8 protein-coding genes and 1 pseudogene are annotated in these 12,557 nt (G+C 75.4%); 4 read left to right on the forward strand and 5 right to left on the reverse strand.

The features are described from left to right. Window positions 1–12: 12 nt before the first annotated feature. Complete coding sequence (locus NRK68_RS03580) at window positions 13–990, reverse strand: oxygenase MpaB family protein (protein WP_257854889.1); 978 nt, start codon at window positions 988–990, stop codon at window positions 13–15. Between the two features lie 98 nt (window positions 991–1,088). Here NRK68_RS03580 and NRK68_RS03585 point away from each other — a divergent pair, with 98 nt between their 5' ends. Then, window positions 1,089–1,481 (forward strand): TOBE domain-containing protein, encoded by a 393-nt coding sequence (locus NRK68_RS03585; RefSeq protein WP_257854890.1) that lies wholly within the window; start codon window positions 1,089–1,091, stop codon window positions 1,479–1,481. 17 nt (window positions 1,482–1,498) lie between these two features. Here the strand turns inward: NRK68_RS03585 and NRK68_RS03590 are convergent, their stop codons facing one another. The 4 genes from NRK68_RS03590 to NRK68_RS03605 all read right to left on the reverse strand — a co-directional run bounded on the left by NRK68_RS03590 (window position 1,499) and on the right by NRK68_RS03605 (window position 10,411). Further along, on the reverse strand, window positions 1,499–2,908 hold the full coding sequence (locus NRK68_RS03590) for a virginiamycin B lyase family protein (protein ID WP_257854891.1): 1,410 nt from the start codon (window positions 2,906–2,908) through the stop codon (window positions 1,499–1,501). 251 nt (window positions 2,909–3,159) lie between these two features. Further along, the gene (locus NRK68_RS03595) at window positions 3,160–4,119 is read right to left on the reverse strand and encodes an ABC transporter ATP-binding protein (protein ID WP_257854893.1); all 960 of its coding nucleotides are present in this window, start codon (window positions 4,117–4,119) and stop codon (window positions 3,160–3,162) included. Continuing rightward, window positions 4,116–7,091, reverse strand: coding sequence for a hypothetical protein (locus NRK68_RS03600; protein ID WP_183065781.1), 2,976 nt, complete (start codon window positions 7,089–7,091; stop codon window positions 4,116–4,118). The genes NRK68_RS03595 and NRK68_RS03600 overlap by 4 nt, the downstream gene beginning before the upstream one ends. Then, window positions 7,088–10,411, reverse strand: a complete 3,324-nt coding sequence (locus tag NRK68_RS03605; protein WP_257854894.1) for an FtsX-like permease family protein — start codon at window positions 10,409–10,411, stop codon at window positions 7,088–7,090. The genes NRK68_RS03600 and NRK68_RS03605 overlap by 4 nt, the downstream gene beginning before the upstream one ends. A 202-nt stretch (window positions 10,412–10,613) precedes the next feature. Between NRK68_RS03605 and NRK68_RS03610 the strand changes: the two genes are divergently transcribed. The 3 genes and pseudogenes from NRK68_RS03610 to NRK68_RS03620 all read left to right on the forward strand — a co-directional run bounded on the left by NRK68_RS03610 (window position 10,614) and on the right by NRK68_RS03620 (window position 12,523). Then, complete coding sequence (locus NRK68_RS03610; RefSeq protein ID WP_183065779.1) at window positions 10,614–11,363, forward strand: ABC transporter ATP-binding protein; 750 nt, start codon at window positions 10,614–10,616, stop codon at window positions 11,361–11,363. Window positions 11,364–11,370: 7 nt separating this feature from the next. Further along, window positions 11,371–11,577: pseudogene (locus NRK68_RS03615) on the forward strand (hypothetical protein); the annotation flags it as partial. A 199-nt stretch (window positions 11,578–11,776) separates the two neighbouring features. Next, window positions 11,777–12,523, forward strand: a complete 747-nt coding sequence (locus NRK68_RS03620; protein ID WP_183065778.1) for a scabin-related ADP-ribosyltransferase — start codon at window positions 11,777–11,779, stop codon at window positions 12,521–12,523. The last annotated feature ends 34 nt before the right edge of the window (window positions 12,524–12,557 follow it).

The raw sequence follows: 12,557 nt of genomic DNA on the forward strand, positions 1-12,557 counted from the left end.
CCCGTCGTCGCGCTACGCCCTCCCCGGCCGGTCCAGTATGGCCGCTGATGTACGCAGTGTGTACGGAGAGGGGCGGCTCCCGGGGCCCATGCGACGCATCGCTTTCAAGATGTGACCTGGCGGCAGCTTCCAGCGCAGACCTGCGGGAATGCTGCGCAGGACGCGTCCGGTGAGACGCAGGCGCCGGGTGACGCTGCGCGGGGCCGGGGCGGGCCGGCCGTACAGCTGGTGCGCCCAGCCGGGGAGGGAACCGTACGCGAGACCGGCGAGCGGGCGCCACAGCAGGTTTCGGCCAGGCACCAGAAGGGCAGGGACGGGCGGGCCGCGCAGGAAGTCGTCCACGGCGAGGGCGTCGGGGCCGGCGGCGAGCTCCGGGCGGACCTTGTCGAAGTAGGCGGCGAGGCCTGCGGTGTCGGCGGGTACGTCCGCCGGGTCGAGTCCGACGAGCCGTGCGTTGACGCGGTTCTCGTCCACGTATCGGTCGGCCTGGGCGGCGGTGAGCGTGATGCCCGATCGGCGCAGGACGTGCAGGAAGCTGTCGATCTGCGCGCAGTGGATCCACAGCAGCAGGTCGGGATCGTCGACGGGGAAGGTACGCCCGGTGGCCGGGTCGGTGGCGGAGAGCCTGCGGTGGATGGCCCGGACGCGGCGGCCGGCGTCCTCGGCGGCCTCGGTGGTGCCGTAGGTGAGCGTGCCGACGAAGTCGGCGGTGCGCAGCAGCCGGCCCCAGGCGTCGCGCCGGAAGTCGGAGTTCTCCATGACGCCCCGTACGGCGCGGGGGTGGAGGGCCTGGAGGTAGAGGGCGCGGACCCCGGCGATCCACATCATCGGGTCGCCGTGGCACTGCCAGGTGACGGAGCCGGGGCCGTAGAGCCCCGGATCGGCGCCGTATCCCGCCCCGGGCGCGGCTCCCGCCCCGGGTCCCGGGCGGGGTTCGGGGCCGGGTCCGGGGCGGGGTCCCGGTTCGGGTCCGGTCGCGGTGTTCCCCATCCCGTACCTCCCCGTCGCAGGCGCCCGGCGGCTCCAGCCTACCGAGGGAGGCGTCCTCGGGGCAGCGGCCGGACCGGCCGGACGCATAGAGTTGCCGGGTGCAGCTCTACACCATCGGCGAGGCCGCCCAACTCCTCCGCGTCAGCCCCGACACCGCTCGCCGCTGGGCCGATGCCGGCCGCTTCCCGACCCGGCGGGACGGCACCAGGCGGATGGTGGAAGGCGTCCATCTGGCCGCCTTCTGCGCGGAGCTCGCCCGGGAGGCCGCCGAGGACGCGGGCGAGGCCTCGACGTCCGCCCGCAACGCGCTGCCCGGCATCGTGACCGCGGTGACGCTCGGCGAGGTCGCCGCCCAGGTCGAGATCCAGGCGGGTCCGCACCGGGTGGTCTCCCTGCTGACGCGCGAGGCGGTCGAGGAGCTCGGGCTCGCGGTCGGCGTCCGGGCCGTCGCCCGCGTGAAGTCCACCAGCGTCCACATCGACGTGGACTGAGCCGTACCGCGAGGCGGTCAGGGGCGGGTCACCCGGGTCACCGCCCTGTCGGTGTTGTTGTTCCGCTTCGGGTCCGGTGTACGGGAGTGCACCTCGGCCGTCGCGATGACGACGGGACGCCGGTCGGCCCGCACCGTGACGTGGAGGACCCGCAGCTGTCCGGCCCCGAGGGCCTCGATCCGCCGGCTCACCCGGTGGGCGCCGCCCCGGACGGTGGCCGGATCCGTACCCGTGACCCGCGCCCCGCGCGGCAGGTTCAGGGTGACCACCGTGCCGGCCGCGGCGAAGGGCCCGTTGTTGGTCACCGTGACGGTGTAGGTGTACTGATAGCCCTCCCGTACGGTGGCCGGCGCGCTCAGGCGGACCGCCAGGTCGGCGCTGGGCCGGCCGGCGCCGGTGTCGATGCGGCCGACGCGGTCGCCGACGATCTCGGTGAACCACATGGCGCCGTCGGGCCCCGCGGTGATGCGTGTCGGGAAGGAGTCCGCGGCGGGCAGCGGGTAGTGCGTGAACCGCCCTGCCGGGGTGATCCGGCCGATGCCGTTACCGAGCTGCGCGGTGAACCACAGATTGCCGTCGGGGCCGGCGGCGATCCCGTCCGGGCCGCTGTCGGCCGCGGGCACGTCGTACTCGGTGACCGTCCCGTCGGTGGTGATCCTCCCGATCCGGTTGCCGAAGAGTTCCGTGAACCAGAGCCGGCCGTCGGGACCGGCGGTGATGACGTCGGGTCCGCTGTCGGGGTGGGGCAGGTCGTACTCGGTGACGACTCCGCCCGTGGTGATCCTGCCGATCCGGTTGCCGAGGATCTCGGTGAACCACAGGTTCCCGTCGGGGCCGGTCACGATGCTCTCCGGCCCGCTGCCCGGGTGGGGCAGGGCGTAGCGGGTGATGACGCCCGCCGTGGTGATCCTGCCGATGCTGTCTCCGGGGTCCTCGGTGAACCACAGGTTCCCGTCCGGGCCGGTGGTGATGGCGAACGGCTGTCCGCTGCCCGGCGGCAGGGTGTACTCGGTGACGACGCCGGCCGTGGTGATCTTCCCGATCCGGCCGGTGATGTCGGTGAACCACAGATTGCCGTCGGGGCCCGCGGTGATCCCGAGCGCGTCGTTGGCGGTGCCGGGCAGCGGGAACTCGGTCAGCTTCCCGGCGGGGGTGAGCCGGCCGATCTTCCTGGTGCCGGTCTCGGTGAACCAGAGGTTGCCGTCGGATCCGGTGGTGATGCCGCCCGGCGCGCTGCCGGCGGCCAGCGGGTACTCGGCGATGTCCCCGACCGCGGCACGTACGGGAGCGGGTACGGGGGCCGGGGCGGCGGCGGGTACGGGGGCCGGGGCGGCGGCGGTGGGCGGGCCGGCGAGGCCGAGGAGGAACGCGGCGGCCAGTGGGAGGGCCCAGCGCGCGCGGCGGCGTCGGGCGGTGCGGGGGGTCATCGGCGGCAGACCTTTCGGCCGGGGTGCGGGGGCGGGCCCGTCATCGGGCGAGCCCTCGCCGGCGGGTCCGGGCGCTGTCGGGCGGCGCGTGAGGTCGCGACAGCGGCGCCCTCCGGCCTGCCGGAGGCGTGCGCACTGCAGCGTAGGGGTCCGCATGACGACCTGTCAGTCCACGGTGGGCCAACAGGCTGACGCCCGGCCGAGTGCTCCCGTCACGCCGCCGCTCCGGCGAACGCCCGCCGGGTACCGGTCTAGGAAGCGCGGTCCGGGCGGAGTTCGATGTGGTCCGCCGCCAGGTCGACCGCCACCCGGTGTTCCATGCCGAGGGCCTCCAGGAACTTCGCGGGGAGCTGGACGCGTCCCGAACGGTCCAGGACGACGTACTCCCGTTCGCTGATCGACTCCTCGCCGTGCTCGTCGGTGACCAGGCGGCGCAGGACCTCGCTGCTGGTGCGGCCGTCGCGGATCGCGACGGTGCGGCGGACCTCGCCCGCCACCATGGGGTCGTGCGTCACGATGACCACCGTCACGCCCAGTTCCTTGTTGACCGTGCGGAAGGCCTCGAAGACGGCCGCGGCGGTCTCGGAGTCGAGTTCGCCGGTGGGTTCGTCGGCCAGCAGCACCTTGGGGTCGTTGGCCATCGCCACCGCGATCGCGACGCGCTGCTGCTGGCCGCCGGACAGTTCCGCCGGGAGCCGGTGCGCCAGGTCGCCGATCCCGAGGGCGTCCAGGATCTCCGCCACCCGGGCCGAGCGGCGGGCGCTCCCGCCGCGACGGGAGCCGCCGCCCTTCAACTGCATCGGCAGCGCCACGTTCTGGGCGGCCGTCAGGAACGGCAGCAGATTGCGGGCCGTCTGCTGGAAGACGAACCCGACCGCTTCGCGCCGGTAGCGCAGCCGGTCCCGCGCCGTCAGTTCCAGCAGGTCGTAGCCGGCGACGGCGGCGCTGCCCGCCGTCGGGACGTCCAGTCCCGCCAGGATGTTCAGGAGGGTGGACTTGCCGCTGCCCGAGGCGCCGACGAGGGCCACCAGGTCGCCCTGTTCGACCGTCAGCTCCAGCCCCTGGAGGGCCTGTACCTCGATGCCGTCCGTGCTGAAGATCCGTACCAGGCGGTCGCAGGCGATCGCGGCGTCCACCGCCCGGGCGCGGGGCTCCGCGGCTGCCGTCGCCCGGCGGCGCAGTTCCTCGTACGTCGGCTGGTCGCTGTTCAACGCTGGTCTCCCGCTCTCAACTCGGTGGTGATCTGTCGTCGCCCGGATGTCGCCGCCTCGACCAGTACGGCCGCGGCGACCAGGGCGGCCAGGCCCAGGGCCAGGGTCAGGACGGGCGCCGCCGTGAGCCGAACGCCGGTCGGCACGCTCGCGCCGACCAGGGTGGACAGGTCCATCGCCGGGCCCAGCAGCGCCACCGCGGCGGCCGCCACCAGGGCCCCGCCCAGGGCCGCCGCCAGGGTCTGCGGCAGGGTCTCGGCGAGGATCAGTGCGACGCCCTGCCGGCGGCGCAGGCCCATCGTGCGCAGCCGGGCGAGCAGGGCCGCGCGTTCGGGGACGGTCCGCATCAGCGTCAGCAGTACGGCCAGCAGGGCGAAGCCGGCCGCTCCGGCGACGGACGCCCAGAAGAGGCGCTCGGCCGACCGCTGCAGCGGATCGGCGCCCAGCGCGGCGACGGCGTCGGCGCTGGTGCGTACGGGATATGCCTCGTCGTCCGGCGGTGTCCCCGGGGCCGGGGCCCGCCCCGCGACGGGGGTCGTGGGCGTCGGGGACGCGGACCCGGGCGCCGACGGGGACGCGGACCCGGGCGCCGACGGGGACGCCGGCCCGGGTGCCGACGGGGACGCGGACTCCGCCGGCAGCGCGGACCGGACCAGCGCGCGCAGCCGGTCCCCGTCGACGGGGCCGAGGCCGATCCACCGGTTCGGGCGGTCGGAGCCGCCGATCAGGGCCGTCGCGCGGCCCGCGGGCAGGACGACGGTCGCGGCGTCGGCGGCCGGGACCGCCGGGGTGCAGTCGATCACGGCGGCGCCCCGGACCCGCACCTCTCCGCCGTTGCCGGGCTGGACGGTGAAGGTGCCCGAGCCGCCCAGGCGTGCCACGCCGGAGGTGAACAGCGCGGGCACCGGCGCGTCCGCGGGCTCCCCGCCGCCCGTGGCGAGCAGGGCGGGGTCGAAGCGGCCGCAGTCCAGGACGCGGGACAGTTCGGCGTAGGCGGCCGGGTCGACGACGATCAGGTTGACCTGGCTGGAGCGCCGGACGGTGCCCACGAGGGACGAGTCGTGGTCGACCCACAGCGGTACGGAGGTCCGTACGCCCGGCAGTTCACCGGCGGCCTGCGCGAGGCCGTCCGGGAGGTTCCCCTTGCCGAAGGCGGAGATGGACGCGTCGCCCCCGACCGTCAGCCGGGCGACCCCGAGACGGTTCGACTCGACGGACTGCAGGACGGTGGCCCCGAACCCCCCGGTGGTGATGGCGAGGAGCAAGGCGACCATCGGCAGCACGGAGGGGCCGGAGCGGCCCGCGCCGCGGGCTCCGGTGCCGCGGGCGGCCCGGGCCAGTCCGAGGAAGCCGACCAGTCCGGAGCGGCGGCCGGCCAGCCGGGCGAACCACCCCGTCACCACCGGCTGGACCCGGGCCAGCAGCAGCGCGCCGCACAGGGCGAGCAGCAGCGGGGACGCGACGAGCAGCGGGTCCGGGTCGCTGCCGGCCGGGGCGACCCCGCGGCGGCGGACCTCCAGCACGGCGGCGGCCGTGGCGGCGAGGACGAGCAGTTCGGCCACGGGCCGGCGCCAGCGCCCGGCCGGGCGCGGCGGACTCAGCAGCACGGCCGCCCGTACCGGGAAGGTCAGCAGTGCGAGCAGCGCGACGGCCGCGGCGGAGAGCACCGCGGGGGCGAGCCGGGGTGTGGGCAGCAGGAGTACGGCCAGTGCGGTGGCGGCCGCGGCCGCCGGGAGGACGGTGACGGCGCCCTCCCGGAGGAGGCGGCCGACGATGGCGGAGCGCGAGCCGCCGCGTGCCAGCAGCAGCCGCAGTTCGGCGTCCCGCCGGTCCGCGGCGAGCGCGCCGGCGAGGCACAGGACGACGAAGGCGACCCCGCCGACCCCGGCGGGTCCGATCAGCGCGAGGGGTTCCGCCGCCTGCCTGCGTTCGTGGGCCTGCTCGAACAGCTCGGGCAGCCAGGAGGTGGTCCGCAGCCCCTCGCGGCGGGTCTCGAACGCGAGGCGGGCGGCGGTGGGTCCGGCCACGTAGGAGGCGATCTCCTTCTTCGTGGCGTCGAGCCGGTCGGCCCGCAGGCGGCCGACGTCCACCGGGAGGCGCCAGAAGTCCTCGGCGTCGTGGCCCCAGAGGTCCATCCGTTCGAGGTCGCCGGCGCCGATCAGGGCGTCGGCCTCCCACAGGTAGCTGTCCCCGGCGAAGGTCTTGCAGGCCCGCGGGAGGCAGTCCAGGTCCACCCAGAAGTCCTCGGTCTCGTCCGGGACCGAGTAGAGGCCCACGACCTCCACGGACGGGGTGCCGTCGACCAGGGGCGCGCTCCGCAGGACGGATCCCACGCGGGCGCCGATGGTCCGGGCGGCCTGCTGCGACATGGCGACCTGCAGCGGCGGCTCGTACGCGGCGGCCTCCGTGGCCCCGGCGGCCCCGGCGGACCGGGGGGTGTCATCCGGCCAGTGCCCCTCCACCAGCTTCATGTGGTCCCGCGCCTGCTGGATGTACAGCAGGGACATCATGGGCGGTATGCCGTGCGGTCGGGACAGTTCCGGATTGAGCAGCGGCTGCCGCTTCACGGTCCGTGTGCCGTGGACGACCCGGTCGGTGTCGACGTGGAAGGTGTTCCCGGTCTGGGCGAGCAGGCTCTTCAGCGTCCGGTCCAGGGCCTCGGCGCTCTGCCCGGTCCCGGGGGCCGGCGCGGTCGCCTGCAGGCTGGTGCGGGTCGACCCGCTGTCGGTCAGGAAGGACCGCAGTGCCTGGTCGGCGCCCCGGTCCTGGGCCCGTGGCAGTGCGGCGGCGAAGAGGACGGCGACGAACGCCAGCGCGGCGGCGAGCAGCGTGCCGAGCGGAGCCGCGCGCAGCCGGGTCCGGACCCACGGCGCGGGCCGCGTCCCGGCCCGCGGGGCGGCGGGCGGCCGGGGGGCGGACCTCCGCGGCGGGGCCGGCGACGGCGGGGTGGCGGACGGCGGCGGGGTGGTCACATCTCCTCCACGGGGCGCAGCCGGGCGGCGATGTCGCGGCCCCGGGGGCCGCTGAAGACGGCCGACAGCAGGGGAACGGCGGCGATGGCGGCGGCCGTCAGCAGGATCTGCCAGAGCGGCATGTCCACCTGTACGGGCGGGAACGGCCGCCCGGCCGACGGGGTCAGCACGATCAGGGGCGCCATCAGATGGACGAGGGCGACGCCCAGGCCGGTGCCGACGGCGGTCCCGATGAGGATCAGCACTCCGCCCTCGGCGGCGGCCGCCCTGGCGAGGGCCCGGCGCGGGGTGCCGAGTGCGAGCAGGACGGAGAACTCCCGGCCGCGCACCCGTCGTTCGGCGGCCGTGGAGGTCGCGAAGCCGATGGCCGCGAGCACCGCGCAGGCGACGGCGAGGGCGGCGAGCGCGCTCTGCGGGCCGGCGCTCAGCGGGTCGTCCAGCAGACGGTCCGTGATCTCCTCGCGGAGCTGGACGCGCTCGGTCCTGACTCCCGCGCGCAGTTCGGCGGCGGCGCGGGCCGGGACGGGGTCGGCCGCCGAGGTGGCGGGCAGCCACCACTCGGTGGGCGGGGCCGGCTGCCGGCCGGCGGATTCCACGAGGAAGCGGCCGAGCACGCGGAGGTCCGCGGCGAGGGCCGTCCGGCCGGCCACGGGGAGGGAGTCCACGGCGGCGGTGATCCGCAGGGGGACGGCCGCTCCGTCCATCGGGACGCGGACGGTGTCTCCGACGGAGGCGCCCACGGTCCGCAGGTAGCGGGTGGTGGCGACGGCCGGGACGGCGTCGGCGGGCGGCGCGGCGGGCGCCGGGAACAGTACGGCGGTGACGCCGCTGTCGGTGCCGAAGCCGCCCCAGTAGCGCAGGCGTGCCAGGTCCGTGGATCCGGCCGGGAGCGGGGAGAGTTCGGGGGCCCGCTGGACGCGCTGCTCCGGCGAGGACGAGGTGCGCCAGCCGGCCTGACCGGTGGCGGCGGGTGCGGGGACCGCCGTCGCGGAGCCGTCGGCGGTGTCGGAGACGGCGATCCGGCGCAGGGTCAGTTCGCTGCCGTCGCCGGGTGGGCTGCCGTCGCCGGCGTACGAGAGTCGCAGGCCGGCAAGGGTCAGCGGGGTGGCGGCGGTCCCGACCGGGGCGCCGGTGAGGGTGTCCAGCGGGAAGGCGAGGGTGGTGTCGCCCCCGGCGGGCAGGGTGACCGACTGTGTGCCGTGGAGGGCCCCGAACCGGTCGCGCAGCAGCATGCTGACGGCGGCCCAGCCGGTGCCGGCGGACCGTACGGACATGTCGAGGTCGATCCGGCGGGGGGTGCCGGGCAGGGCGATGCCGGGGGCCTGCGCGGCGGTGTCGGCGAGCGGGGCGAAGAGCTCGCGCATGTCGCGGCCGCCGCGCAGGTCGGCGCGCAGCGGTATGTGCGCGGCCGTTTTGGCGGCGTCCAGCGCCATGACGTCGGCGACGATGCCGCCGGGCAGTTGCTGCTCCCGGCGGACCACCGGGCTCAGGCGGTCGCCGCCCGGCAGTGCCCCGTAGCGGCCGCCCTGTCCCATCGCGGGCATGCTGCTCGCCGAGATCCGCAGGCCGCCCGCGGTCGCGAAGTCGGCCTGGTCGCGCTGGGACGCGGACCAGGCGGAGTCCTGGCCGAGGGCCAGGATGCCGCTGGAGACGGCGAGTACGAGGAGCAGTACGGGGCCGGTGGCCCGGCCGGGGCGGCGGGCGAGCTGCCAGCCGAAGAGGGCCGGGGCGAGGCTGCGGCCGCGGGCGGCCAGCCGTCCCCCGGCGCGCGCCGCGTACGGCAGCAGCCGCAGGACGAGCAGTGTGCCTCCGCACAGGGCGAGGGCGGGCGCGGCGACGAGGACGGGGTCCACGCCGAGTCCCTCGCCGAAGCCGGTGGTGGCCGGCGGGGTGTCGGTGTCGCCGGACTTCGAGAGCTGCTGGTAGCCGAGAACGGCGAGAACCACGACGGCCAGGTCCAGGCCGGAGCGGGCCGCCCCGGTCACCATGGCCTGCCGGCTGCCGGCGCGTCGCAGGACGGCGGCCGAGGCGCCGCGCAGGACGGCGGGCAGGGTCGTCAGCAGGACGCAGGCCAGGGCGCAGCCGGCGGCGACGGGCCAGACCAGCCAGGTGTCCGGGATCCGCAGGTGGACCCGCTCCAGTGGTCCGAACCGGCTGAACAGGCCCAGCAGGGGCGGGGTCAGCAGCGGTGCCAGGACGGCTGCGGGCAGGGCCAGCAGCAGGGACTCGGCCGCGCTCAGGGCGCCGAGGCGTCGGCGGGAGGCGCCGCGCGCGGTGAGCAGGACGCGCTCCGGTTCCTGGCGGACCGCGACGATGTGGGAGACGAGGAGCAGGGCGGCGGTGGCGAGGACGGCGAGCTGGAGGGCGCCCATCATCAGGGTCGAACGGGCGACGCGCATCCCGGAGTCGAGCTCGGTGAGGACCTTCGGCAGCTCGGTGGCGGCGCGCAGGGAGGTGGCGCCCTCCAGGGCCGCCGCGGCGGGGTCCGCCGCGGTGCGGACGGTCGCGGCCTCGGCCGTGCGGAGGGTGCGCAGGTCCGGAGTGAGCAGCGTGAGGCGGTAGTTCTGGAGGAGCGTGCCCGTGGTGAAGGCGCTGTCGTCCACCAGGAGCGGACCGTAGGTGGCCAGGGTGCTGGAGTGGACCTCGCGGCCGCCGAGCGGGTCGAGTTTCCAGTATCCGGCGTCCGGGTCGGCGGCCCGGTACACGCCGGTGACCAGCACGGTCAGCTGGGGGCCGCCGAACCGGTCGTCGAGCCGGACGGGTGCGGGCAGCGCGGCCTCGGTGAGGCCGAGGCGGGCCAGGGCGGCGCGCGGCACGGCGACCTGGGTCGGCGCCGGGGCGGTGGCGGCTCCGGCAGTGGAGGCCGGGGCGGCGGTGGCGGCGGCAGTGGAGGCCGGGGCGGCAGCGGTGACCGGCTCGGGCCACCGGCCGGCGAGCAGTTGTACGCGGTCCCGGGCGAGGGCGGCGAGCAGGGTGAGGTCGGCGTCCTGACCCGAGGCGGCGGCGCCCGGGAGTCCGTACGAGCGGCTGCGGGCGACGCTCTCGGCGGTGACGGGAAGCCGTCCGAACACTTCGTCCGCGTAGGACCGGACGGACTCGTCGTCCTTGGCGCGGTCGGCGGCGGGATGGCCGCTGGTGATCACGACGGTGGTCCGCGGCTGTTCCGGGCCGGTCAGGGCCCGCCGCAGTCCCTCCTCCCCCACGCCACGGGTGAAAGCCGTCAGCGCGGTCAGAGCGGTCGCGGTGATCAGTACGGTGAGCAGCACGGCGACGGCGAGCGGCCAACGCCCGCGCAGCCGGCGCACGACGAAGCCGAGCACGTGGTGAATTCCTCCCCCATCCGGACCCCTGGTACCGGATAGCGGACGATGCTGTCAGATTCGAGCCAGGGACGGAAGGGGCTTGCGTGATTGGTGCAACAGATGCGCAAATGCGAGCAGAATGTTGCAGCGGCAGCGGGACCGGGGCGGGAGATACGGAGCCGGACGCTCCGCCCGGACGACCCAACGGGGGGTACAGGCGATGACGGACCACCAGGAAACGGCCACGGTCCCGGCGGCACGGAAGGACGACGGCACGCCCATCGTGGTCGTGGACGACGTACGCCACAGCTTCGGCAGCGGTGCGCAGGCCGTCCACGCCCTGCGCGGCGTGTCCTTCGAGGTGCGCCGGGGCGAACTCACCGCGCTCAAGGGCCGGTCGGGCTCCGGCAAGACCACCCTGCTGAACCTCGTCGGCGGCCTCGACACCCCGACCGGTGGCCGGATCAGCGTCGACGGCACCGACCTGGCGACCCTGGGCGAGCCGGACCTGCTCGCCCTGCGCCGCGACCGCATCGGCTTCGTCTTCCAGTCCTTCGGCCTGATTCCCGTCCTCACCGCCGCCGAGAACGTCGGGGTACCGATGCGGCTGCGCCGCGTCCCGGCCCAGGAGCGCGAGGAACGCGCCCGGACCCTGCTCGCCCTGGTCGGCCTCGCGGACCACGCCGAGCAGCGCCCGGGCGAACTCTCCGGCGGTCAGCAGCAGCGCGTGGCGGTGGCCCGCGCCCTCGCCAACGACCCCGATCTGATCATCGCCGACGAGCCGACGGGCCAGCTCGACTCGGAGACCGGCCGGTCGATCATGGAGCTGCTGCGCGCGGTGGTGCGCAGCGAGGCGGTCACCATCCTGGTCGCCACCCACGACCCCAATCTCATCGAACTCGCCGACCGGGTCGTGGAACTCCGCGACGGCCGCATCGTCGACGCGTCCACGCCGACGCCGACGCCGTAGGGGGGTGTCCGCGGGCCCCGCCCGCCCTCCGGGCGGCCGGGCCGGCAGGCCCGGGTTGCTCGAACCGATGGGCGTCCACCGGGAACACCGGAAACCGGGCTCGTCGAGCGCGATCGACTGCACCCCGGGCTCCCACGCCGCCGCCGTCGCCGCCTACCGGTCGGCCGGGTTCCGGCCGTGCCCGGATGTACGGGACCTGTGCCGGCCGGCCTGAACCGCGGCTGCGGGCCGCGGCCTTGATCCCGCTCCCGGCTCCGGTTCTGGTTCCGGTTCTGGTTCCGGTTCCGGTCCGGTGAATCCTTTCCCCAGTACGACTGATCCCCCCGCACGAGTGGTCCGACCTGCGGCCCGCGGCCCGGCAGCGGGACAACACCCCTATAAACGGGGTGCTCCCTCCCTCACCACCTCGACTGATGGGTCGCCACATCATGCTGAAGGCCGCTCTGCGGGTCCTCGCCGCCACCTTCCTGCTCTCCGTCGTCGTCACCCCGGCCGCCACGGCGGCACCCGTGGCACCGACGGCACCTACGGCACCGGTGGCGGAGGACGACACCACCGCGCCCTGCGGCCCGGTCGTCGAGTACCGGGCCGCGGACTGGTGGCGCACCACGACGGTCACGCACATCGCCCCCACCGTCGCCGCCACCGCCTCCAGCGAGCGCTGGCAGTGGCGGGAGGACGTCAACACCCTGTGGCGCGGCGACACGAGGGAGAACGTCGAGGAGATCTTCCGGACCGGCTTCACCCCGCGCGGCGACCAGCTGATCCCGCTCGCCGAGTACATCGTCAAGGGTGGCGGCCAGCTCAGCGCCCACCTCAGCACGAGTTGCGACCAGTCGGTGGCCAAGAGGTTCGCGACCTACGGCACGGAGAAGACCGGCTGGGTGTACGAGATCTACGCGCCCGGCGGCATCGACGTCAACGCGACGGCCCGCGTGAACAACTACCAGTCGCCGTACCTGTGGAACAAGGAGATCGACTTCCCCGGGGGTGTGCAGGGCAACTTCATCAAGGGTGCGTGCAAGTACCGGCTGACGGGTACCGACCCGGTCACCAACGACAAGACCTGGGAGCAGCTCGGCTGCAAGGACAACGCCGGCTTCGCCCCCTACCAGGCCGCTCCGACCGCCGCCGCAGTCGCCGGCGCCGCCGCACACTGACCGGTTCCGGCGGTGACACCGGGGCCGCACCGAA

Origin of the sequence: Streptomyces yangpuensis (assembly GCF_024666385.1) — a bacterium.
GTDB classification, from domain to species: Bacteria; Actinomycetota; Actinomycetes; order Streptomycetales; family Streptomycetaceae; genus Streptomyces; species Streptomyces yangpuensis.